Source organism: Devosia oryzisoli, assembly GCF_014837245.1.
GTDB classification, from domain to species: Bacteria; Pseudomonadota; Alphaproteobacteria; order Rhizobiales; family Devosiaceae; genus Devosia; species Devosia oryzisoli.
Window position 1 is genome coordinate 466,891 of sequence record NZ_JACYFU010000002.1, and the last position, 23,436, is coordinate 490,326.

Below are 23,436 nucleotides of genomic sequence, written 5' to 3' on the forward strand. Positions count from 1 at the left end.
GCCTCTTGCCCCGAGGAGATCGAGATGACCTTTTCCAAGTCGCTGGCAATGGGTGTTGCCGCATTAGTGCTGAGCGCGGGGACTGCGTTGGCGCAGTCCACCGAAATTCGCATCGGGGTCGCGCTGGAACCACCGGCGCTTGACCCGACAGCGGGCGCCGCGGAAGCCATCGATATCGTCGTCTATCAGAACGTCTTCGAGGGCCTCACTCGCATCGACCAGACGGGGGCGGTGCAGCCTGACCTGGCAGAGAGCTGGGCCGTTTCCGATGACGGGCTGACATACACCTTCAAGCTGCACGACGGGGTCACCTTTCACGATGGCTCCACCTTCGACGCAGACGATGTCAAGTTCACGTTCGACCGCATTCTGGCGGATGACAGCGTCAATGCGCAGAAGGCGCTTTATGCCCCGATCAGTACCGTTTCGGTCATCGACCCACTGACCGTGGAGATGACGCTGTCGCGCCCCGACGGGCTGTTCCTGTTCAATCTGGGCCGTGGCGATGCCGTGATCGTGGCGCCGGAAAGCGCCGAGACCAACGCGACCCAGCCGATCGGAACCGGCCCTTTCGCCTTTGTGCAGTGGAACCGGGGGAGCCGCGTCATGCTCGAGCGGTACGAGCCATACTGGGGTGAGAAACCGGCGCTGACCAAAGCGACCTACGTCTTCATCTCCGACACCGCCACCATGACCAACGCCCTTCTCGCCGGCGATATCGATGGCACGAACAACTTCGCCGCCGAAGCCCTGCCGGTGTTTGAGAACAACCCGCAGTTCAAGGTTCTGGTCGGTTCCACCGAGGGCGAGACGATCCTCGCGACGAACAACAAGAAGTCGCCTTTCGATAATCTCAAGGTGCGGCAGGCCATGGCGCACGCCTTGAACCGCCAGGAGATTATCGACGGGGCGACCTACGGCTATGGCGTGCCAATCGGCACCCATTTCGCCCCCCATCACCCTTATTACCTCGACCTCACCGACACCTACCCCTTCGATCCCGAAGCGGCCAAGGCTCTGCTTGCAGAGGCCGGGTATCCGGACGGGTTCAGTGCCACGCTGAAGCTTCCGCCCGTGGCCTATGCCCGGCTTTCCGGTCAGATCATTGCCAGCGAATTCGCCAAGGTCGGCATCAAGCTCGAACTGATCAACATGGAGTGGGCCCAGTGGCTCGAGGATGTGCTGACCAACAAGGACTTTGACCTTACGATCGTCAGCCATGTCGAGCCCTTCGACATTGGCATCTACGCTGATCCCAACTACTATTTCGGCTACGACAATCCAGAAGTTCAGGCGCTGAACGAGCAGCTCAATGCCACGATCGATGACGCCGAACGCAAGACGCTGGCCCAGAAGATCGAGACGATCATCGCCAAGGACGCCGTCAACGGCTATCTGTTCGAACTGGCCCAGACCGGGGTCTGGAACGCCAAGCTGGAAGGCATGTGGCAGAACGCGCCGATTGAAGGCGTCGTGCTGCGCGACATCCACTGGGCCGAGTAGAAGAGGCATCTCGTCGCCAACCGTCGTTCCGCTCTCCTGTCCTCACCCATCACCACCCCGTTTTGCTGGGTGGTCAATGCCCCGGCACTTCGGATGACCGGGACAAGCCCGGGCTTCGCGGCGAGGCGGCCCAAACCCGCGGAGGGTGGCTTTTGACCCTCTACATCGCGCGCCGGTTCCTGGGCTTTCTCGCCACCCTGCTCATCGCGGCGGCCATCATTTTCGTGCTGCTCGACCTTCTGCCGGGCGATCCTGCGCGGTTCATCCTCGGCATCAATGCAAGCGATGCGTCCGTTGCCGCGCTGCGCACGCAGATGGGTCTGGATGCGCCGGCCCTGTCGCGCTTTCTAAGCTGGGTCTGGGGCGTTGCGCGTGGCGACTTCGGGCTTTCCAGCACGCAGCGGGCGCCGGTCTCGGAGCTGATCTGGGAGCGTATGGCGGTCACTCTTCCGCTGACGCTCTTTGCCATGGTGGTCTCCATGCTGGTTGGCCTGCCGATGGGCATCATCGCCGCCATGCGTCGCGGCAAGGCCGCCGATACCACCCTGATGGTGATGGCACAGACCGGCGTCGCCGTGCCCAATTTCTGGTTCGGCATGCTGCTCACGCTGATCTTCGCCGTGGGGCTGCGGTGGCTACCAACGGGGGGCTTCACGCCTTGGGATGAAGACGCAGGCGCGGCCCTACGCGCCATGGTTTTGCCAGGCATGGCCCTGGCGCTGCCACAAGCGGCAATCCTGGCGCGCGTGATGCGCACCGCACTTGTCGACGTCGCTGAACAGGATTTCATTCGCACCGCCCGCGCCAAGGGTCTGACGCGCGACCAGGCCCTGTGGCGGCATGGGGTGCGCAATGCCTTGCTGCCCGTCCTGACCATTCTCGGCCTGCAGTTCGCGTTCCTGATCGCGGGTACGATCATCGTGGAGAACGTCTTCTATCTGCCCGGGCTGGGACGCCTCATCTTCACGGCCATCTCGGAACGTGACCTGGTCCTGGTGCGGGGGGCTACGCTGGTGCTGGTGGTGGTGGTCTCGGCAACCATGCTGCTCGTTGATCTGGGCTACGCCCTGGTCGATCCACGCCTGCGCCGGGAGAGCGGTCGATGATTCCGCTTCTGCGTGGTCACCCCAGGCTCCTTGTCGGCGCAGGGATCAGCCTGCTGCTGGCCTTGGCCGGGCTCGTGTCGCTGGTCTGGACACCCTACCCCATCGAGCAGGTCGTGGTGGCCGAGCGGTTCCTGGGCTCCGGTCCGCAGCATTGGCTAGGGACCGATCATCTGGGGCGGGACATGCTGTCCCTGATCATGTCCGGCACATTGACCAGCTTCCTAGTCGCGGGCCTTGCGGCCGGCATCGGCATCGGTATCGGCGTACCGATGGGTCTCGCCGCGGCCCTTTGGGGTGGCTGGGTCGAATGGCTGGTCCTGCGGGTGTCCGATCTGACCTTCGCATTTCCTGCCGTTATCGTGGCAATCCTCATTGCCACGCTGGTCGGCCCTGGCGAGAGCAACGCCATCTTCGCCATCGGCATCTTCAACATTCCAGTCTTCGCTCGCGTGGCGCGAGGCGGCGCCTTGACGCTGGTCGGGCAGGACTACGTGGCCGCCGCCCGCCTCGCGGGAAGAAACCGGATCGCAATCGCCTGGCTGCACCTCCTGCCCAATATCGGCAGCCTTATCATCGTGCAGGGAACCATTCAGCTTTCGCTGGGCATCCTCGCAGAGGCCGGCCTGAGCTATATCGGACTGGGGACACAGCCACCGGCGACCAGCCTGGGCCTGATGCTGCGGGATGCGCAAAGCCTGTTCCTGATCCATCCCTGGCTCAGCATCGTGCCGGGTTTGGCGATCGTGGTCATCGTTATTGCGCTCAATATGGCCGGCGATGGCCTGCGCGATGCGCTCGATCCTCGTCTGCGGCGGCAGGAGCTAGGCCATGTCGCTGGTTGACATCAAGGACCTCCGGATCAGTTTCGGTCAGGTCCCTGCTGTCGATGGGGTCAGCCTTGCCATCGACCATGGTGACCGGTTTGGCCTCATCGGCGAGAGCGGATCGGGCAAGTCCCTCACGGCGCTGGCTCTGGCCGGACTTCTGCCAGAAGGAGCGCGGGTGGATGGACAAATTCTGTTCGATGGGCAGCCGCTGCCAGCGAATGAAGCTGCGCTGGCCAGGCTACGCGGCCGACGCATCGGCATGGTCTTCCAGGAGCCGATGACGGCCCTCAACCCCCTCATGCGCGTCGGCGACCAGATCGAAGAATCTGTTGCCCTGACCCGCGGCGATGCGAGCGCGGGAGCGATAGTCCAACTGCTGCAGGAGGTGGGGTTGGATCCGTCCCACGGCCGGCGCTACCCGCATCAACTCTCCGGCGGTCAACGCCAACGGGTCATGATCGCGATCGCGCTGGCCGGTGAACCCGATCTGATGATAGCCGACGAGCCGACATCGGCGCTCGATGTGATCACGCAGCGCACCGTGATCGATCTCATCGACACTGTTTGTGCTCGACGTGGAATGACGCTTCTCTTCATCAGCCACGACATCAAGGTCGTTGCGGCCCTCTGCGACCATATCGCGGTGATGCAGCAGGGCACGATCGTGGAAAAAGGCACGACGGAAGCGGTCCTGAACAGCCCCCGCGACGGCTATACCCGCGCCCTACTGGCGGCCAGCAAAATTCCTCGCCGGCGCGCCGCTGTGATCACTGCAGGGGCAAGCGTGCTGGACGTGGAAAACCTCAGCCGGGTCTATCGGCACGGCATGTGGGGGCGATCGGTCAAGCTGCGGGCGGTGGACGATGTGTCGTTCAGCTTGAGCAAGGGCGAGTGCGTGGCATTGGTCGGGCCGTCCGGTTGTGGCAAGACCACGCTGGCACGCATGCTTGTGGGCCTTGATGCGCCCAGTTCCGGCACGGTGACACTGGATGGCGAGCCGGTCAGCCCCGCAAAAATGAGGCCCATCACTCGCGCAAAAATGTCGCTGGTGTTCCAGGACCCCTTCTCCAGCTTCGATCCGCGCATGACCGTCGAGCGGTCCGTCGCTGAACCGCTGCACCTCCTCCGGGCCCTGTCTGCGACCGAAAAGGCCGCCCGAGTCCGAGAAGCCGTAGAGGCGGTGGGCTTGGACGTGGCAGTGCTCGAGCGCTATCCGCATGAGTTCTCCGGCGGGCAGCGCCAGCGCCTGGCCATAGCCCGGGCGCTCGTCACCCGCCCGAGTCTCGTCGTGCTCGATGAGCCGGTGTCAGCGCTGGACGTCTCGATACGCGGTGAGGTGCTCGCGCTGCTCGCCGGACTGCAGGAGGAGTACCACCTCACCTATCTCCTCATCAGCCATGACCTTGATCTTGTTGCAGCCGTCGCAGATCGGGCGATGGTCATGGAGGCTGGACGCATCGTGGAAAGCGGCCGCCCCGACGATTTGTTCGCCAGGCCCCGCCATCCCATGACACGGGCCCTCGCCGACGCGCGTCTGCCAAATCCAGCTTAAGTGTCCAGACCCAAGTCGTCACGCAGCGCGTCGATCCTTCTGGACGCTTCGGCCTTGCTCAGGTCATCGGCGAACTGGTCGGGCTTGTGGGCCTGCTCTGAAAGCGTCTTGAGATAGGACGCCTGGGCGTCCGTCATCGGGTCGTCGCCCGTGGTCCAGTCCGCGGGATCCTTTTCGAGATTGGAATGGGCGCCTGGGTCGATCTTGGGGTGTGTGGACATCGAGAAAACTCCTGCTGTTGTTCTCTCAATGTTCTGTTCGGCGCGCCGGTTCCGCTATCCCTGAGGGGAGTTGTGCAGTAGCCCCTGGAAAGCGCGGTAGCTCGACTTCGGCGTGCGCTCCTGCGTCTCATAATCGACATGGACGAGCCCAAAGCGCTTGGAATAGCCCTCGGCCCACTCGTAGTTGTCGAGTAGAGACCAGGCGAAATAGCCGCGCACGTCGGCGCCAGCATCACGCGCCGCAAGAACAGCCTTGAGGTGATCCTCATAGTACCTGACGCGACGAGGGTCTGTGTCGCCCTCCACTTCGGCCATGCCGTTCTCGGTGACGTAAAGCGGCAGCGGCGTGTACTCACGCGACACCCGCACGAGAAGATCCGTCAGACCTTGCGGATAGATTTCCCAGCCAATGTCGGTCTTCTCGAGCTCACCCTTGACCTGCGTCACTGGATGACCAGGCTCGTCGGGGGCCTTGTAGAGCCCGCGCGTATAATAGTTGATGCCCAGCCAATCGAGCGGACGGGAGACGATCGCCATATCGTCCTGATAGTTCTCAGGAAGGTGTGAACCCAACCAGTCCGTGATCACCTTTGGATACTCGCCCTTGAGAACGCCGCCCAGATACCAGCGGTTGAACAGGGCATCGCCAAAGTCGCACGCTTTGCGGTCGGCATCGCTTGCCGTGGCCGGCTCGGATTTTTCGAGATTGAGCACAATCCCGAGGTTCTTCGCACCGGCCCCCCTTAGCGCATCCACGGCCGTGCCGTGGGCGAACAGGACGTGGTGCATGGCGCGCGCTGCGGCCCGCATGTCGCGGTAGCCCGGAGCATGGATGCCGAGATAGTGGCTGAGGAAGGCAACGCACCAGGGTTCGTTGATGGTTGCGATGGCTTCGAGGCGATCGCCGAACTTGCTGGCGACAAGGCTGGCATAGTCAGCAAACCAGCCGGCGATATCGCGATTCATCCATCCGCCGCGGTCCTGCAGCGCCGAAGGCAAGTCCCAATGGTAGAGCGTGGCATAGGGCTTGATGCCCCGCTCCAGCATGCCGTCGATCAACCGGTCATAGAAATCGAGGCCCGCCGCGTTCGTAGCCCCTGTTCCTTGCGGAATGATGCGGGGCCAGGAAAACGAAAACCGGTAGGCATCGAAGCCACCCTGCCGGATGAGATCGAGATCCTGCGGCCAGAGCTCGTAGTGGTTGCATGCCGCAAGGCCGGTATCACCGCCATGGACATTGCCGGGCGTTGCGGAAAAGCTGTCCCAGATGGAAGGACCCCGACCATCGCGCTGTCCGCCTTCGATCTGGTAGGCCGCGGTGGCGACGCCAAAGGTGAAATCTGGACCGAACTGTCGACGCTCAAACGAAAACATGCCGCCTCCCCCGGGCGGACCGCGCCCTTTGGGCAGCCGGATACCTCACCATGTCACATCATGCAATCGATTTAAGCTGGCTTTGTCACGCCGTTCCGCAGTTGGGGCGCCTTGAGAAGAAGACGTTCCGCAATGCCCCGAAAAGCCTTCGCCTCGGCGCCATCCGGTTCACCGACCACCGGTGGCACCCCTTGGTCCGAGTGCTCGCGAATGGACATGACAAGGGGAATGGCCCCGAGAAAATCGAGACCCAGCATGGCTGCCGCTCGCTCAGCCCCGCCGGAGCCGAAGATGTCGTAACGATTGCCGGTGTCGGGCGCGATGAAGTAGCTCATGTTCTCGATCAGACCGAGGAGCGGGACGTCCATGCGACGCAGCATGTCGATCGCCTTTTGCGCATCGATCAGAGCAAGGTCTTGCGGGGTCGAAACGATCACCACGCCGTCGACGCTCACCTGCTGGAACAGCGCGATATGGATGTCGCCGGTACCAGGGGGCAAATCTATGACGAGAACGTCGAGACCGCCCCAGTGGGTCTCCCTCAGCAACTGACGCAGGCCGGACGTCGCCATGGGGCCACGCCAGACCACCGCCTGGCCGGGACTTAGCATCGAGCCAATGGACATGACCTTGAGGCCGTGCGCCTCGTGCGGCGAGAAAATGCCATCGTCGCGAACGGCCGGTTTGCCCTCGATCCCCAGAAGTTTCGGGACAGAAGGACCATAAAGATCAGCGTCGAGCACGCCCACGGCAAGACCCTGCGCCTTGAGCGCAAGTGCTAGGTTGACGGCAGTCGTGGATTTGCCCACGCCCCCCTTTCCCGACCCAACGGCAATGATGTGGCGAACCCCATCGACGGGACTGCGTGGTGCCGGAGCCGGACGCCCATGCGCTGCCGCCTGGCCGGTAGCAGTTCCCTTGTCGGCGGTAAGGGAGACCATGACCTTTCGTCCGGTGGCCACCGCCTGCGCCGCGCTTTGCGCCGCTACTCGAACTGGGCCGAAAGCGGCTTCCATGCCCGGCTTGACAGCAATGGCGAACGCCACCGCACTCGCGGTGACGATGATCTCCGACAGCCCGGAAAAACTGGCCAGATCGCCGCCTCCAGGCACCTCGACGGCTGACAGGGCAGCCTTGATTTGAGCGGCCAGTTCGGCGTCGGCCATGGTCACCATCCCAAAAAGAAGGCCCCGCCCCGAGCGGATCGAAGGGCGAGGCCTGAGAAACAGAACTGCATGGGGAGGGCCAGGCGCTCAGCCGACCGGTCCCCGCCGCCCATCTTAGAGGATCGACTGACCCGTGGCTGCCCAATCCTTGAGGAAGCCTTCGATGCCCTTGTCCGTCAGCGGGTGGCCCGCGAGCTTCTTGATCACGTCGGGCGGGATGGTCGCCACGTCGGCTCCGGCGAGAGCCGCCTGCGTCACGTGGTTGGCCGAGCGGATCGAGGCCGCCAAGATCTGCGTCTCGAACTGGTAGTTGTCGTAAATCTGCCGGATGTTCTCGATCAGTTCCATGCCATCGAGATTGATGTCGTCGAGGCGCCCGATGAAGGGCGAGATGTAGGTTGCCCCGGCCTTGGCCGCGAGCAGTGCCTGGTTGGCGGAAAAGCAGAGCGTGACGTTGGTCTTGACGCCCTTTTCCTTGAAGTGCTTGGTCGCCTTGAGACCTGCCAGCGTCAGGGGCAGCTTGATGACAACGTTGGACGCGATCTTGGAGAGCACTTCGCCCTCGGCGACCATGCCGTCATATTCGAGGCTCGCCACTTCGGCCGAAACCGGACCGGGCGTGATGGCGCAGATTTCCTTGACGACTTCCTTGAAGTCGCGACCGGATTTGGCGATCAGGGACGGATTGGTGGTCACGCCATCGACGAGGCCGGCTTCGTGCAGCTCGGTGATGGCCTTGGTATCTGCAGTATCGACGAAGAACTTCATCGTTCCCTCCTAAAATCGTTCCAATCCAGCCGTTACAGCCAGATGTAGTCATGGCGGCAAGGCGCCGCAAGCGGGCAGGTCAGCGCGCCGCGGCCAAAAAGGCGTCGGCAAGGTCTCCCACGCGCTCTTCCGGTATTCCAGCCACGTTGATGCGGCTGTCCGAGGTCATGTAGACCCCGTTTTCGGCCTTGAGATGCTCCACCGCCTCTGGCGTCAGGCCGAGGAGCGAAAACATGCCCCGGTGCTCGGCGACGAAGTCGAAATCGGTGCTGTTGGAGCGCTCGCGGATGGCGGAAGCGAGCTTTTCTCGCAGCGCGATCATGCGGTTGCGCATCTGCGCCAACTCCGCTTCCCACTCCGCCCGCAGGCTCGCGTCCTCAAGGATAGTGCGGATGATCTCTGCGCCATGGTCCGGCGGCTGGGAGTATGCGCCCCGGATGATGTTGAGCAGCTGCGAGTTGGTTACATCCGCCTCGTCGGGCGACCGCGCCAGCAGGATGGCCGCGCCGATACGCTCGCGGTAAAGCCCGAAATTCTTCGATCCCGAGAAGGCCACCAGCGCCTCCGGGACTGCAGACAGAATTTTGCGCGTGCCGTAGGCGTCCGCTTCAATGCCGTCGCCGAAGCCAAGGTAGGCCAGATCGATGAAGGGCAACGCGCCGGTTCGAACCAGGCTCTGTGCCACCTTGTCCCATTGCTCGTGGGTGAGATTGGCGCCGGTCGGATTGTGGCAGCACCCGTGCAGCAGGACCACATCCTCCGTCGTCAGCCGGTCGAGAGCGGCCAGCATGGCGTCGAATTTCACCGCGCGGGTTGCGGCATCGAAATAGGGGTAGGTGGCAACCTTGAGGCCAGAATTGATGGCGATCGGATTGTGGTTCGCCCATGTCGGGTCGGAGACGTAAACCGCTGCTCCCGGACGTGCCCGGTTGATGAGCTGCATCAAAATCCAGAGGGAGCCAGTCCCTCCTGGGGCCTGGGCAATGCGGATGCGGGACCGGTTGACGCCGCTATTGCCCAGCACCAGATCCAGCACAGCCGCGCCGAAGCCCTTGTTGCCGGCAATGCCAAGATAGGTCTTCGTCTTTTCGTTCGCGAGGATACGCTCTTCGGCCTTGCGAACGGACGACATCACCGGGGTTACCCCCTGCTCGTCCTTATAGACGCCGACCCCAAGATCCACCTTGGAAGAACGGGTATCGGCAGCATATTCGCCCATGAGCGCCAGGATCTTGTCGCCAGGGGCCTTGGTCAGGGTTTCGAACATAGTGAAGGTCCGGTGGGAAGGCGCCGCCTTTATAGGCGGCTGGGGGATTTTTGCAATTGCGGAGGGGCGAATGTGGCTAGCGTTTTAGCCCCAGTGCGTCGAGTTCCGCGGTCAGCTTTGGAACAATGTCGAACAGGTCTCCGATCAAGGCCACGTCCGCGATCTTGACGATGGGGGCTTCGGCATCGGAGTTGATGGCAATGATCTTTTTTGCGCCCTGAATTCCGGCGAGGTGCTGGAGCGCTCCCGAGATTCCGACCGCGACGTAGAGATCGGGAGCGATGATCTTGCCAGTCTGTCCGATTTGCCAATCGTTCGGGGCGTAGCCGGCATCAACGGCAGCACGGGTTGCCCCGACCGCCGCATTGAGGCTCTGCCCCAGGCGCTCGATGAGCTTGAATCCTTCGACCGAGCCGACCGAAACGCCGCCGCCGACCACAATCTGGGCCGTCGACAGATCGGGAACGTCGCTTTCCGTGCGATGGGCAGCGATAAGCCGTACTGCAGAGTCATAAGGCTGTTCGATTATTTCGACCGGAGCTTCACCGCCGCCAGAGGCCGGCCGGAAGGCCGAAGCCCGGATCGTCAGCACATGCCGGGACTGCGGATCGGTGACGGTCTCCAAAGCGTTGCCGGCGTAGATCGGGCGCACAAAGCGGCCCGGACCCTCGATGGCGACGATGTCGGTGACCGGCTGAATGTCGAGCCTGGCGGCCAGCCGAGGCATCACGTCCTTACCCAAGGTCGTCGCACCGGCGACAACGTATTGGTACTGGGCTGCCAAAGGTTCGAGCAGTTCCTGGAGGCGGTCGGCCAAGAGAGGGCCGCCAGCTACGATCACTCGGTTCACGCCGGCGATCGTTGCGGCGGACTGAGCTATCGATGCCGAACCGGCAACCAGAACATCGACGGGGCCGAGCAGGGAGGCCGCAGCAACGAGCCGAGCGGTCGAGGGGGAGAGGGCGTCGCCGTCCAGCTCCGCGAGAAGCAGCACACTCATCAGATCGCCTCCATCTCGTTGACTTCGGCGGCGATGACGCCGGCAAGTTCGGAGACCGACCCGACCATGCGACCGGCGACGCGCTCGGGCGGCGGGGAGACTTTTTCGATTGTGAGGCGGGGCCCGAGATCGACACCCAGCTCGGCAGCGGACCGAACAGCCAGGGGCTTGGAGCGAGCCTTCATCACCATCGGAAGCGCAGTGTTGCGCGGGGTGTTGAGGCGCAGATCGGCCGTGACAACTGCCGGGAGCGGCAGGCGGATCGTTTCGCGGCCGTAATCGACTTCCCGCGTGACTTCCAGTTCTGCGCCATCCACGGTGATGGCCGAGGCAAAGGTGGCTTGCGGGCGCTTCGTCAGGGCCGCCAGCATCTGTCCGACGTGGTTGCTGTCGTCGTCCACGGCCTGCTTGCCCAGCAGCACCAGGTCAGGCTGCTCCTCGGCCACCACAGCCGCCAGGAGCTTGGCGATGGTCAGAGTTTCGAGCGCCTGGTCCGCTTCGAGCAGGATGCCCCGATGCGCCCCCATGGCCAGGGCGGTGAGAATAACGTCCGTAGAGGCCTTCGGACCGATCGACACGACCACGATCTCGCCGGCACTGCCCCCTTCTACCAGTTGAACGGCCGCTTCCACGGCGTGCTTGCAGAACGGGTTCATCGACATGCGGACGCCGGTGGTTTCCACGCCCGATCCATCAGGCCGCACACGAATGCGGACATTATGGTCGACCACACGTTTGACCGCGACGAGGATTTTCATGAACGGCTCCGTCAGGTTGGCGCCTTGATGGCAAAAAGGGGCTGGGCGGGCAAGGCAAGGGGAAAGAAATTCGCTCTAGATATCCGTTCGATGTTGGAAAAGGCTGGCAGAGTTTCGGCCGGCCACTCCCTCAAGCGGTGTTGACGCCAATGCGCGGGGCAGAGACATTGGCATCCGTTCCTGGTCTTTTTCGAGTTCCCATGCCTGTCCTTAATCGCATTGCAGAGTTTCAAGATGACATCGCCGCCTGGCGCCAGAACCTGCATGCCCATCCCGAACTGCTCTTCGACGTGCACCGGACTGCCGGCTTCGTGGCCGAAAAACTGACGACATTCGGTTGTGACGAGGTGGTGACCGGTATCGGTCGCACCGGCGTCGTCGGCGTGATCCATGGCCGCTCCGGCCCCGGCGGCCGCATGATTGGCCTGCGGGCCGACATGGATGCGCTGCCGGTGACCGAAAAGACCGGGGCACCCTACGCCTCGACCGTTGCTGGAAAAATGCATGCCTGCGGCCACGACGGACACACCGCCATGCTGCTGGGCGCGGCCCGCTATCTGGCCGAAACGCGCAACTTTGAGGGAAGCGTTGCGCTCGTCTTTCAGCCGGCCGAAGAAGGAGGCGGCGGCGGCAAGGTGATGCTGGACGACGGCCTGTTTGAGCGCTTCGCCGTGGAGGAGATTTACGGCATGCACAATTGGCCGGGCATGCCTCTGGGCCATTTCGGAATCCGGACCGGTGGCATCATGGCTGCAACTGACCGGTTCTACATCGAAATCGAGGGCCAGGGGGGCCATGCCGCGCGACCGCAGCAGACAATCGACCCCATCATCGTCGCAGCACAAATGGTCAGTGCGCTCCAGACCATCGTGTCACGCAACCTGGACCCGCTGGCAAGCGCGGTGCTGAGCGTGACCATGATCGAGGCCGGTGAAGCGGACAATGTCATCTCGCGCACGGCCAGCATCACCGGCACGGTGCGGACGCTCGACAATGCGGTGCAGGATTACATCGAGGCCCGCCTGGGAGAATTTGTGCCCCAATTCGCTGCCAGTTTCGGGGCCTCGGCCACGGTGCGCTATGCGCGTGGGTACCCGGTCACGATCAACAGTGCCGAGCAGGTGACGACAGCCGCGGATACGGCTGCGGAGATCGTCGGCGACGATCGGGTGGATCGCGACGCGCCCCCATCCATGGGCGGAGAAGATTTTTCGTTCATGCTCAACGAGTGTCCCGGCGCCTACATCTTTCTCGGCAACGGCGACTCCTCGGAATTGCACACCAATACCTACGACTTCAATGACGAGGCGATTCCGGTGGGCGTGAGCTACTGGGCGCGCCTGGTAGAGCGGATATTGCCGGCGCGCTAGCGCACTTTCCGCTTGGGAGGATGTGCAACCTCGGGTAAAGCCCGACGGACATGCCATCCCCAAGCCCGCCCCTGCATCCGTTTCTTGCAACCGTTCTGACGCTCTGCATCGCGGCCGGCGGGGGTCTTGTGGCGACGGCGCTGAACCTGCCGGCGGGATGGCTGATGGGCGGCGCGCTTGCTGTCACGCTCGCGGCGATGTGGGGTCTCCCCGTCATGCTGACCGACCGGCTGCGCGACATCACCTTCGTTCTTGTCGGCATGTCCATGGGCGCAACAGTCGCGCCCGACAGCCTCAGCCTCATTCCCACCTGGCCCCTGAGCTTGCTTGCGCTGGCGCTTGAATTGGCCATCATCATCGCCATCAGCGGTTGGGTTCTGAGCCGGGTGTTCCGCCTCGACCCCGGAACCGCTTACCTCAGTTCGTTTCCCGGACACCTGTCATTCATCATCGGGATCGCCGCCACCGGCATCGGCAATGCGCGGCAGATCGTCATCATCCAGGTGATCCGCATTTTGATGCTGACCATAGCCGTGCCGATAGGAGCTACCTTCCTACCCATCGCCCATTTCTCGCCACCAGCGGCGAGCGCTTTCCTCTCGCCGCTGCAATTGGTTCTGCTCGCCGCCGGATGCGTTGCCGTCGGGGCGCTGTTCCTTAAATTCAAGGTGCCCGCGGGAATGGTCCTGGGGTCGATGGCGGCGGCCACTGCGGCAAAGCTGGGCGGGCTTTACACGGAAGCCATGCCCGTGCCGCTGGTAACGATGACCTTCGTCTTGACCGGCGCCCTGATCGGCTCGCGGTTCGCTGGAATCAGCCGGCGCGAGTTTCTTGCGGCGGCCAAGGGCGGCTTGGTCGCCACAATGGTCGCGGTGAGCGTCGTAACGGTGATGGCTGGCGTCGTCGCGCAGTTCGTAGACATGCCCTTCGGGCAAATCTGGCTGGGGCTGTCCCCCGGCGCGCTGGAAGGGATGGGAGCGCTGGGTATCGCCCTCGGCTATGACACGGCGTTCATCGCCGCGCACCACGTCATCCGCCTCCTGATGCTCAGCTTTGCCATTCCTGCCGTGGCCGTGCTCGTCCAGCGCCGGGCGCAGCGGGCGCAAGAGAGCCACAATCTGCCGCCATCCTCGACCCGCTAGTGGAGTGAAACAATGATGCCACGTCGCGTGCTGGCCGCCGCTCTCATCCTCGCCACGGTTCCCGCCCTGCCGGTACAGGCCCTTCAATACTGCACTGACGGCCGGCCCGGGCTCAACTTCAGCTTCGGTTTCTCGTTCGGGGGCCGCATGACGGAGAACGACCGGAACGAGTTCGACCTGATGCAACTGCAGCGCCTTGGCGTGGCGGCAACCCGCGTCGAGCGCTGGAACGGCTGCATACGCGCCTTCGTCCGCAAGCCAGGCGGAGGCGAGGAAATGCAGTACTTCGACCCCAATAGCTACGCCCGCCTACAATAGCCGCAGGCACGCCGCCTGCGGATTTTCAGCCCTTGTAGATCACGCCGCTTTCCCCCGCCGGGGCCGGAAGCACGGCGCAGCCATTGGGATCGAGGGTGAGGGTCTGGGCCGCGAGCGTGGCTCCGTGGCTTGCAGGCTCAAGCACAAGTTCCACCCCGGAGAGGCGAACCTCGCGCGGATCGGGGGAGAGGTTGAAGACGCAGACGAGGTCCTTGTTGCCGTCGCTGCGGCGGAAGGCCAGTATCGGTTCGGCGGTATTGAAGAACTCGATCTGTCCCTCGTGCAGAGCCGGGTGATGCCGGCGCCAATCGAGAACCTGGCGATAGTATGAGAGCACGGAGTCCGGATCGGCTTCCTGCGCTTCGACACTGAGAGCTGCCTGCGTGGGCTTGAGAGGTAGCCATGGCTTCCCGGTGGTAAAGCCGCCATGAGGCATGTGCGCTTCCCAGGGAATGGGGGTGCGGCAGCCGTCGCGGCCCTTGTCCTCCGGCCAGAAACGGATGCCGCGCGGATCAGTCAATTCATCGAACAGCATGTCGGTTTCGGGCAGCCCGAGTTCCTCACCCTGATAGATGCAGGCCGAGCCGCGCAGGGTAAGCAGCAGCGTGATCGCCTGCTTGGCAAGATCGATGCGGGAAACGGCATGGGGCGCCCAGCGTGTCACGTGGCGGATCACGTCGTGATTGGAAAAGCTCCAGCACGGCCAGCCATTGGGGCCGACCTTGAACATGGTTTCCAGCTTGGAGCGGAAGTGCGTGGCGGAGAACTGCTTGCCCAGGAAGTCGAAGGAATAACACATCTGCAGCAAATCTGTGCCGGAGGTGTAGGCGGCCATGAGTTCGACGCCCTGTTCCTCGTCGCCTACCTCGCCCACCACAGCGGCGCCGGGGTATTCGTCGAGCAGGTTGCGCACGCGCCTGAGCCAGTCGATGTTCTCCGGCTGGCTCTTGGAATATTTGTGGCTCTGCATGTCGTAGGGATTGATCGCCAGCGGCTCGCCCTCGTCCCGCAGGAGCGGCGGGTTGGACCGCAACTGTGCGTCGTGGAAATAGTAGTTGACCGTATCGAGCCGAAACCCATCAACCCCGCGATCCAGCCAGAAGCGCATGACGTCGAGAATGGCGTCCTGCACCTTGGGATTGTGGTAGTTGAGGTCCGGCTGGCTGATCAGGAAATTGTGCAGGTAGTACTGTTTCCGTGCCGTGTGCCATTCCCAGGCCGAGCCGCCGAACACAGACAGCCAATTGTTGGGGGGCGAGCCGTCAGGAAGCGCATCGGCCCACACGTACCAATCGGCCCGGGCATTGTCGCGACTGACGGAGCTTTCGTGAAACCAGGGGTGCTGGTCGGAGGTGTGGCTGACCACCTGATCGATGATGATCTTGAGACCGCGGGCGTGGGCACTGGCGATGAGGCTGTCGAAGTCCTCCATCGAGCCAAACAGCGGGTCGACTGCCGTATAATCGGAGACATCGTAGCCCATGTCGGCCTGCGGAGACTTGGCGAATGGAGAGAGCCAAATGCAGTCGACGCCGAGGCTGGCAATATAGTCGAGGCGGTTGATGATGCCGGACAGGTCGCCGATGCCGTCGCCATTGCTGTCCTGAAACGAGCGGGGATAGACCTGATAGATCACGCCGCCGCGCCACCATTCACTCATGCTTGCTGCTCCTCGGGCTGTCGCCGGGTCCGGATTCGCGGCGCAAGCTACCCGGTTCCCCGGGCGCTGTTAATCCATCGTGTCGAATGGCGGGGCGATGGTTCGTCGCAGCCGTGAAGGAGAGAGACACGATGGTACACATCCTGCGCGCGGCAGACCGGCCGCCCTCGAAGAGCCGGACGATCCGATTTGAAGGTGGTCAGTTCGGGACCCCGGTGTCGTTCTTCCTGGTGGACAATGCTCCTGGGGAAGGCCCGGCCCTACATATCCATCCCTACCCCGAAACTTGGGTAGTCAAGCGCGGACGGGCGCAGGTGGTGGCGGGCGAAGAAACGTTCGAGCTGGGGCCGGGCGACATCGCCGTCGCGCCGGCCAACATGCCGCACAAATTCATCAATCTGGGGCCGGAGCGGCTGGAGATCGTGTGCATCCATGCGGCGGGGACGATGGTGCAGACCGATCTGGAATAGATCGGCCGCCCCGTCATCGTCGTCCGCGCATCCGGATGCAGGGAGATAGCTGGCGATCGTCAGACCACCGCGCTGATGAGGGGCTCCCCGGCAAAATGCTTTTCGAGGTTGGCCACCAGCAGTGCCCCCATGGCGTCACGCGTCTGATGCGTAGCACTGCCCTGGTGAGGGGAGAGCACGACGTTATCGAGTCCAAGCAGGGCCTGGGGCACTTTAGGCTCTTTCTCGAAGACGTCGAGCGCGGCGCCGCCCAGGGTCCCTGACTGAAGCATCTCAACCATGGCCGCCTCATCGATCAGAGTGCCGCGAGCGACATTAACCAGCATGCCCTTTGGCCCCAGCGCCTCTAGCACCTTGCGCGAAACAATGCCCTCAGTGCCCTTGCCGCCAGGGGCGATGACCACAAGCCAGTCGCTGTCACGGGACATCGTTTCAAGGTCATCATAGTAGGTGTAGGGGACCGTTGGCTGGCGGTGGCGTCCGCAGTAGACGACGCGCATCTTCATGGCCTGGGCACGGGTGGCAATCTCCTTGCCGATGCGGCCAAGGCCAAGGATACCAACCGTCTTGCCGGTCAGCTCCGATAGGAGCGGGAAATTGCCATGCGGCCACTTGCCCTCGCGGACGAACCGGTCGGCCTGCGGTATGCGGCGGGCCAGCGCGATCATGAGGCCTATGGTCAGTTCGGCCACCGCGTCGTTGAGAACATCGGGCGTATTGGTGACGCGAATGTTCCGGGCCTTGGCCGCAGCGGTGTCGATGTTGTCATAGCCGACGCCGAAGCTGGCGATGATCTCCAGCTTGGGCAATTTGTCCATAAGATCCGCCTGGACGCCCGAACCGGCATGGGCGCGGATGCGGGCGCCGTTCTGCGCCAGCCAGGCGGCCTTGTCAGACTGTTCGTGCAGCTTGTGTACCGTGTAGCGCTCGGCGAGCGCCGCCTCGCAGGAGGCGAGGAGCGGATGGGTCTGGAGGATTTCGATGGTCATGAATGAGGTCCGTGAGGAGGTCGCGCCAGTGGCCGGCAGATGTCTAGACTCTCCCTGCCTACCCTTGGCCTGGGCGACAGGGGTGGGCCGGAGCGGAAACGCCAGCGCGTTTGGCCAATTGCGCGCGAAGCTTAACGGCTGGAGCCCGGCGCGCAACCCACTCCGGCGCCGAAAACCGGCATCGGGACGGTTTACCGGTCTGGCCGGCACACTGTCGCGTCAAAGGCTCAGAATGAACAACCAGCTCGAAATGGTGACAGCAGACAGAAGTGTTGAGATCAGGATGGTGTTGGTCGCGACGCTGATGCCCCGGTCGTAATAGGTGGCAAAGACGTAGATGTTGACGCCCGCCGGCATAGCCGACAGCAGGATGCCGTACCGGGCGATTTCCAAGGGTACGTGCAGCACCCAGATCATCAGCACATAGGCAATTGCCGGATGGAGGATGAGCTTGATGAGCGACGCCACCATCGCCTGCTTCCAGTTATCCGAAAGCTTGAACTCCACCAGAGCGCCACCGATGCCGAAGAGAGCTACGGGCACCACCGCCTGCCCGATCATCTGGAAAAAGGCATCGACCGGTTCAATCAACCGCAGGTTCAGGAGCGATCCGATGATTCCGCCAGCGATTCCCCAGATCAGGGGGTTGGACAGGACACGCTGGCCCGCGACGAACAAGGTCTTGGCCAGCGGCTGTGCATCCCGCCGCACCAGTTCCATGGTCACCATAGCCGCCGTCAGGAGGATGGCCCCGTGCAGACCGATGATCGAAAGGACTACCGGCAGGGCCTCCTGCCCGTAAGCCCGGGTCATCAGTGGCAGGCCCACCAGAACCGTGTTGGTGAAGGTGCCGGAAAAGCCCACCGCTACGCTTTCGCCGGGCCGGTTTCCAAAGAGCTTGCGCGCCACCACGATGCCGATAGCGAAGCAGATCAGGGCACCGAAGTAGTAGGGGCCGATAATGCCGATGTTGAAGGCGGCGCGAAAATCGCTGTGCGAGATGGAATAGAACAGCAGGCACGGGGTCGCGAAATTATTGACGAAAGCGATGAGCGCCTTGACCCCTTCGGCAGGAAACAAACGATAGCGCACCGCGCTATAGCCCAGGGCAATCAACCCGAAGATGGGCGCGATGACGAAAAGGATGGAAAGCATGGCCCTGCGGGGCTGAGGGTGCGGTGCTCTGCCACCTAACGGCTCTTACGGAGGAGGTCAACGCAATCTTGTATGGTAGAATAAAACGAAAGTTTTGGCTTCGAAAACGAAAACAAATGTCGTATAAGCGAAAGACGTGGAGCCGAGACGGAGAGTGCGTGTGCTGGACATTTTTGTAATCGGCGGCGGCATTAACGGGGTCAGCGTGGCGCGCGATGCCGTGGGCCGCGGCTTTTCCGTAGCCCTTGCGGAAATGAACGACCTGGCGTCCGGAACCAGTTCAGCCGCGACCAAGCTCATCCATGGCGGGCTTCGCTATCTTGAACACTATGAGTTCCGCCTCGTGCACGAGGCGCTGGCGGAGCGCGAAATTCTTTGGTCAGCAGCGCCACACATCATCTGGCCGCTGCGCTTCGTCTTGCCGCACCATAAGGGGCTGCGCCCCGCCTTCGTGCTGCGCACGGGGCTAGCCATGTACGACTATATGGGCGGGCGGCGGCTACTTCCGCCGACCAAGACGCTGGACCTGACGCGGGACGTGACGGGCAAGCCGCTCAAGCCCGGGTACCGCCTTGGGTTCGAATATTCCGACTGCTGGGTCAACGATGCGCGGTTCGTGGTCCTCAACGCCCGCGACGCTGCCGACAAGGGGGCGAGCGTGCACGTGCGCACCAAAGTCACTTCCGCTCGCCGTGAGAACGGCGGCTGGACCATCGAGCTCGATGGCGAGGATGGGCGGCAGACAGTGCAGGCGCGGATGATCATCAACGCGGCAGGACCGTGGGTCGACAGCGTCATCAACGGCGTCATGGGCAAGAATGGCGCGCACAATGTCCGGCTGGTTCAGGGCAGTCATATCGTGGTCAACAAGCTCTATGACCACGACCGCTGCTATATCTTCCAGAACGGCGACGGACGGATCATTTTCGCCATTCCCTACGAGAACGATTTTACGCTCATCGGCACGACCGACCGGGACTATCACGGGGATCCGAAGGACGTGAAGATATCGCCGGGGGAAACGGACTACCTGCTTTCGGCGGCGAGCGAGTATTTCGCCAAGCCGGTGACGAAGGACCAGATCGTGTGGACCTATTCGGGGGTTCGGCCCCTGTTTGATGATGGCGCGAGTGCCGCACAGGAGGCAACACGCGACTATGTGCTCAAGGTCGATGGTGATGCGGCGTCGGGCGCAGTGGTCAACGTTTTTGGCGGCAAGCTGACGACGTCGCGACGGCTTGCCGAATCGGTGCTGGAAAAGATCGAAGAGGTTCTGGGCAAGAAGGGGCAACCCTGGACCAAGAAGAGCACGCTGCCCGGCGGCGATTTCGGTCCGCTGGAGTTCGACGCGCAGGTGCGCCGGCTGGGTCTGGACTATCCGGACCTGCCCCAGGCCCTGCTCAAGCGGCTGATGCGGCTCTATGGCACGAAGGCTCGTGTGCTCCTCGGCACGGCAAGGAGCGTCGCAGACCTCGGCGAGCATTTTGGCGCTGATCTTTATGCCCGCGAGGTGGATTATCTGGTCGAGACAGAATGGGCGCGGACAGCCGAGGATGTCCTGTGGCGGCGGACAAAGCAGGGATTGCGCGTGACTGCGGACGAGGCGGCCCAACTCGACCACTATCTGGCAGGGCGTTAAGGCCACATTAGACGAAGGAGCCGGTAGAGTTCCGGGAGAGGAGAGGTTCATGAGCGGCTTCATTTTGGCCATCGACCAAGGCACCACATCGAGCCGGGCAATCGTGTTCGATGCGGAGCGGCGCATCGTGGGGGTGGGTCAGAAGGAATTCCGGCAGATCTTTCCGCGGGACGGCTGGGTCGAGCACGACCCGGAGGACATCTGGGACAGCGTCGTCTGGTCGATCCGCAAGGCCTTGTCGGAGGCAGGCCTTGAGGCGCGGGCTATCGCCGCCATCGGCATCACCAACCAGCGCGAAACCGTTGTGATGTGGGACCGCGAGAGCGGCAAGCCTGTCCACAACGCCATTGTCTGGCAGGATCGGCGCACGGCCGACCTGTGCGCAGAGCTCCGGAATGCCGGACACGAGGAAATATTCACAGCCAGGACAGGCCTGCTGCTCGACCCCTATTTTTCAGGCACCAAGGTGCGCTGGCTACTCGACAATGTGGAGGGGGTCCGGGCCCGGGCGGAAACAGGCCAAATCCTCTTTGGAACGGTGGACAGTTTTCTGATCTGGCGGCTGACGGGCGGGCAGCGGCATGTGACGGACGCAACGAACGCGGCGCGCACGTTGATGTTCGACATTGGTGAGAACCGCTGGGACGAGGAGTTGCTGGGCCTGCTCGACGTGCCCGCCGCGATCCTGCCCGAGGTCAAGGACTGCGCTGACGATTTCGGCATGACCGATGAGAGCCTGTTCGGCGCCGCGATTCCCATTCTGGGCGTGGCCGGCGATCAGCATGCGGCCGTCATCGGGCAGGCGTGTTTCGAGCCGGGGATGGTCAAATCGACTTATGGCACGGGGTGCTTTGCCGTGCTCAACACCGGCAAGGATCGCGTGCGGTCCCAAAACCGCCTCCTGACAACGATCGCTTACCGCCTTGACGGTGAAACTTCGTTTGCGCTGGAGGGCTCGATCTTTGTGGCCGGGGCAGCGGTGCAATGGATCCGCGATGGGCTCAAGCTCGTCAAGCACGCCAGTGAAACAGGCCCCCTCGCCCAGTCGGCCGATCCGAGCCAGAACGTCTATATGGTTCCCGCCTTCGTCGGACTCGGCGCGCCCTGGTGGGACGCCGAAGCGCGCGGCGCCATCTACGGCCTTACCCGCAATTCCGGTCCGGCCGAAATCGCCAAGGCAGCTCTGGAAGCGGTCTGCTACCAGACGCGCGACCTGCTGGAGGCCATGCGAAAAGACTGGGCCGGCCACGATGGCAATACCGTCTTGCGCGTCGATGGCGGCATGGTCGCCTCGGATTGGACCATGCAATTCCTTGCCGATGTCTTGGACGCTCCCGTGGATCGCCCGACAATTCTCGAGACGACGGCACTCGGGGCAGCATGGCTGGCAGGAATGAAGGCGGGCGTCTGGCCCGGGATGGCGGAATTTGCCAAGGGCTGGTCGCGCGACCGCCGTTTTGAGCCCGAAATGGATGCCGAGACACGCGCGAGGAAGGTAGCCGGCTGGGATGATTCCGTCCGGCGGACGCTCAGCGTCTAAACCCTTCGCGCAATCCGGCTGTGCAGCGAAATTTAGTTGGCGCTGCCATCCTCTGAGGGGGCCAGGTCGTCAGATGCTGGCTCTTCGGCTTCGATGGCCTGGTCGAGATTGGGGTTGTCGCGCAGGAAATCGGTGACCCGATTATCGAGGTCGACCAGGAAGGCGCTGATGCGTCGCCCGTTCGAACCGAAATCGGTGACGGCGTTGATGGAGGCGGAGCGCATGTCTACTGCTGCGCCGGAGTCCGTGGGCGAGACTCGAATGACCGCTTCCTCGCGATACCCTAGAAGCGTCACGATACGCCCGTTGATTCGGCCGCTGCCCGTTGTGTCCTCGGGAGCCTGGTGCAGGCGCACCTCCCACCCCTGCTCCGCGACCATGTCATCCACGATGGCGAACAGCTGGGCCACCCCAAGCGGATAGGTGCGCGTGGCGACATTAGGGAAGACGGCCTGGCGCTGTGCATCCGTGAGAAGGCGTGGGGGAGGCATGTCCAAGGTGTCCGGCCCGAGCAGCAGCGGCAATTGGAGACGGTCGGTGGTGGCAATGTCCGTGACGGGCGGATAGCGCATGGCCAGGTTGGCATAGTAGACAAACGGGGCAAGGCACAGGAGACCCAGTAGCAGCCCGAGAATGGCGCGTGTCCACCCCTGGTCGCCGGTGAACCAGAGCCGGCCCAAGGCCACAAGCGCCACGCAAACGGTGATGCATGCTATCACTGCCGCGACGATGACCACGGCGAAGAACGCCGCAGAATCGATCATCTGCTCGCGATGCAGCAAGACCGGCAGGATGGCTAAGGGCAGGCACAGGCTGCCCAGCCGCCGCGCCCAGATGGCCCATCGCGAGGTCTTGATGAAGATGCGCACGCGCCGCTCGTTCCTCAAAGTGGTGGCCCAGAGATGCGGGCGGGTCGTCAACGTGTGTGGGTGAGCCCTGGATCCTCTCAGGGATAGAGCCGCTGGCTCGACCAGGGCTGGTCGACACCGTCGCGCGTAAAGCGCACGCGGTCGTGCAGGCGATATTGTCCATCCTTCCAGAACTCAATGCTGAGCGGGAGGAGCCTGTAACCTGACCAGTGAGGCGGCCGCGGCACATCCCCCTCGCGCAACTGCGCCGTGAGGTCTTCGACCCGCCTCGTGAGCAGCGACCTGCTCTCGAGGGGGCGGGATTGCGCCGAAGCGGCTGAAGCAATCTGGCTGCCGCGGGCGCGAGAGTGGAAATACTCTTCCGCTTCCGAGGCCGAGACGACCTCGACTGGTCCGCGCATGCGGATCTGCCGGCGCAGGGACTTCCAGTGCATCACCATCGCCGCCTGCGGATTGGCTGCCAGCTGTTGTCCCTTGGCGCTCTCGAAATTGGTGAAGAAGCAAAAGCCTCGTGCATCCCGCCGGTTGAGCAGGACCATCCGAACATCCGGCAGACCCGAGGCATCGGCGGTAGCGATGGCCATGGCATGGGGATCATTGGGCTCGCTGTCCTGGGCGAGCGCAAACCACTCTTCGAACAAGGCGAACGGATCAAGATCGGTGCGATCCGTGTCGTCGAAGAGGCGCTCGGTCAAGGTCTGCAGCATATTGATATTTCCCGCAATTGCCGCGCCGGCAAACT

The 23,436-nt window shown here is 63.1% G+C and carries 22 protein-coding genes; 10 read left to right on the forward strand and 12 right to left on the reverse strand.

Going from position 1 to position 23,436, the window contains the following annotated elements; all coding sequences use genetic code 11:
- Nucleotides 1-24: 24 nt before the first annotated feature.
- The 4 genes from IC608_RS08870 (at nt 25) to IC608_RS08885 (ending at nt 4,988) form a co-directional block, all read left to right on the forward strand.
- Nucleotides 25-1,503, forward strand: a complete 1,479-nt coding sequence (locus tag IC608_RS08870; RefSeq protein WP_191774614.1) for an ABC transporter substrate-binding protein — start codon at nt 25-27, stop codon at nt 1,501-1,503.
- A 152-nt stretch (nt 1,504-1,655) separates the two neighbouring features.
- On the forward strand, nt 1,656-2,609 hold the full coding sequence (locus IC608_RS08875) for an ABC transporter permease (RefSeq protein ID WP_191774616.1): 954 nt from the start codon (nt 1,656-1,658) through the stop codon (nt 2,607-2,609).
- The gene (locus IC608_RS08880; protein ID WP_191774618.1) at nt 2,606-3,451 is read left to right on the forward strand and encodes an ABC transporter permease; all 846 of its coding nucleotides are present in this window, start codon (nt 2,606-2,608) and stop codon (nt 3,449-3,451) included. Before IC608_RS08875 ends, IC608_RS08880 begins: the two co-directional genes overlap by 4 nt.
- Nucleotides 3,438-4,988, forward strand: a complete 1,551-nt coding sequence (locus tag IC608_RS08885; protein ID WP_191774620.1) for a dipeptide ABC transporter ATP-binding protein — start codon at nt 3,438-3,440, stop codon at nt 4,986-4,988. The genes IC608_RS08880 and IC608_RS08885 overlap by 14 nt, the downstream gene beginning before the upstream one ends.
- On the opposite strand, the gene IC608_RS08890 is transcribed toward IC608_RS08885, so the two are convergent.
- From IC608_RS08890 to IC608_RS08920, 7 genes are all read right to left on the reverse strand, one after another.
- Nucleotides 4,985-5,209, reverse strand: coding sequence for a DUF3072 domain-containing protein (locus IC608_RS08890; RefSeq protein WP_191774622.1), 225 nt, complete (start codon nt 5,207-5,209; stop codon nt 4,985-4,987). The two genes, IC608_RS08885 and IC608_RS08890, sit on opposite strands and share 4 nt — an antisense overlap.
- 54 nt (nt 5,210-5,263) lie before the next feature.
- The gene (locus tag IC608_RS08895) at nt 5,264-6,583 is read right to left on the reverse strand and encodes a GH1 family beta-glucosidase (protein ID WP_191774624.1); all 1,320 of its coding nucleotides are present in this window, start codon (nt 6,581-6,583) and stop codon (nt 5,264-5,266) included.
- Nucleotides 6,584-6,654: 71 nt separating this feature from the next.
- Nucleotides 6,655-7,749 (reverse strand): Mrp/NBP35 family ATP-binding protein, encoded by a 1,095-nt coding sequence (locus IC608_RS08900; RefSeq protein WP_191774626.1) that lies wholly within the window; start codon nt 7,747-7,749, stop codon nt 6,655-6,657.
- A 114-nt stretch (nt 7,750-7,863) separates the two neighbouring features.
- Nucleotides 7,864-8,517 carry a fructose-6-phosphate aldolase gene (fsa, locus tag IC608_RS08905; RefSeq protein WP_191774628.1) on the reverse strand — a complete coding sequence of 218 codons (654 nt, stop codon included), beginning with the start codon at nt 8,515-8,517 and terminating at the stop codon, nt 7,864-7,866.
- Between the two features lie 79 nt (nt 8,518-8,596).
- Nucleotides 8,597-9,784: an amino acid aminotransferase gene (locus IC608_RS08910; RefSeq protein WP_191774629.1), complete on the reverse strand. Its 1,188-nt coding sequence runs from the start codon at nt 9,782-9,784 to the stop codon at nt 8,597-8,599.
- Between the two features lie 76 nt (nt 9,785-9,860).
- Nucleotides 9,861-10,784 carry an electron transfer flavoprotein subunit alpha/FixB family protein gene (locus IC608_RS08915; protein ID WP_191774630.1) on the reverse strand — a complete coding sequence of 308 codons (924 nt, stop codon included), beginning with the start codon at nt 10,782-10,784 and terminating at the stop codon, nt 9,861-9,863.
- The gene (locus IC608_RS08920; protein WP_191774631.1) at nt 10,784-11,542 is read right to left on the reverse strand and encodes an electron transfer flavoprotein subunit beta/FixA family protein; all 759 of its coding nucleotides are present in this window, start codon (nt 11,540-11,542) and stop codon (nt 10,784-10,786) included. Before IC608_RS08920 ends, IC608_RS08915 begins: the two co-directional genes overlap by 1 nt.
- Nucleotides 11,543-11,742: 200 nt before the next feature.
- Between IC608_RS08920 and IC608_RS08925 the strand changes: the two genes are divergently transcribed.
- The 3 genes from IC608_RS08925 to IC608_RS08935 are packed head-to-tail and all read left to right on the forward strand — an operon-like array spanning nt 11,743 to nt 14,372.
- Complete coding sequence (locus IC608_RS08925) at nt 11,743-12,912, forward strand: M20 aminoacylase family protein (protein ID WP_191774632.1); 1,170 nt, start codon at nt 11,743-11,745, stop codon at nt 12,910-12,912.
- Nucleotides 12,913-12,962: 50 nt separating this feature from the next.
- Nucleotides 12,963-14,054: an AbrB family transcriptional regulator gene (locus tag IC608_RS08930; RefSeq protein ID WP_191774634.1), complete on the forward strand. Its 1,092-nt coding sequence runs from the start codon at nt 12,963-12,965 to the stop codon at nt 14,052-14,054.
- A gap of 12 nt (nt 14,055-14,066) precedes the next feature.
- Nucleotides 14,067-14,372, forward strand: a complete 306-nt coding sequence (locus tag IC608_RS08935; RefSeq protein ID WP_191774636.1) for a hypothetical protein — start codon at nt 14,067-14,069, stop codon at nt 14,370-14,372.
- Between the two features lie 25 nt (nt 14,373-14,397).
- Here the strand turns inward: IC608_RS08935 and IC608_RS08940 are convergent, their stop codons facing one another.
- Complete coding sequence (locus IC608_RS08940) at nt 14,398-16,032, reverse strand: alpha-glucosidase (protein WP_191774638.1); 1,635 nt, start codon at nt 16,030-16,032, stop codon at nt 14,398-14,400.
- Between the two features lie 131 nt (nt 16,033-16,163).
- Between IC608_RS08940 and IC608_RS08945 the strand changes: the two genes are divergently transcribed.
- Nucleotides 16,164-16,502 carry a cupin domain-containing protein gene (locus tag IC608_RS08945; protein ID WP_191774640.1) on the forward strand — a complete coding sequence of 113 codons (339 nt, stop codon included), beginning with the start codon at nt 16,164-16,166 and terminating at the stop codon, nt 16,500-16,502.
- 59 nt (nt 16,503-16,561) lie between these two features.
- Here IC608_RS08945 and IC608_RS08950 read toward each other — a convergent pair whose 3' ends face one another.
- Entirely contained in the window at nt 16,562-17,491 is a 930-nt protein-coding gene (locus IC608_RS08950; protein WP_191774642.1) for a 2-hydroxyacid dehydrogenase, read from the reverse strand.
- Nucleotides 17,492-17,710: 219 nt separating this feature from the next.
- Entirely contained in the window at nt 17,711-18,646 is a 936-nt protein-coding gene (locus IC608_RS08955; RefSeq protein ID WP_191774644.1) for an AEC family transporter, read from the reverse strand.
- A 154-nt stretch (nt 18,647-18,800) separates the two neighbouring features.
- Here IC608_RS08955 and glpD point away from each other — a divergent pair, with 154 nt between their 5' ends.
- Complete coding sequence (glpD, locus tag IC608_RS08960) at nt 18,801-20,285, forward strand: glycerol-3-phosphate dehydrogenase (protein WP_191774646.1); 1,485 nt, start codon at nt 18,801-18,803, stop codon at nt 20,283-20,285.
- A 49-nt stretch (nt 20,286-20,334) separates the two neighbouring features.
- A complete protein-coding gene (glpK, locus tag IC608_RS08965; RefSeq protein ID WP_191774648.1) occupies nt 20,335-21,825 on the forward strand; it encodes a glycerol kinase GlpK in 1,491 nt (496 codons plus the stop codon).
- A gap of 32 nt (nt 21,826-21,857) precedes the next feature.
- Here the strand turns inward: glpK and IC608_RS18450 are convergent, their stop codons facing one another.
- Both IC608_RS18450 and pdxH read right to left on the reverse strand, forming a co-directional pair.
- Nucleotides 21,858-22,694: a DUF1499 domain-containing protein gene (locus tag IC608_RS18450; protein WP_191774650.1), complete on the reverse strand. Its 837-nt coding sequence runs from the start codon at nt 22,692-22,694 to the stop codon at nt 21,858-21,860.
- 77 nt (nt 22,695-22,771) lie between these two features.
- Nucleotides 22,772-23,401: a pyridoxamine 5'-phosphate oxidase gene (gene pdxH, locus IC608_RS08975; RefSeq protein ID WP_191774652.1), complete on the reverse strand. Its 630-nt coding sequence runs from the start codon at nt 23,399-23,401 to the stop codon at nt 22,772-22,774.
- Nucleotides 23,402-23,436: the final 35 nt, after the last annotated feature.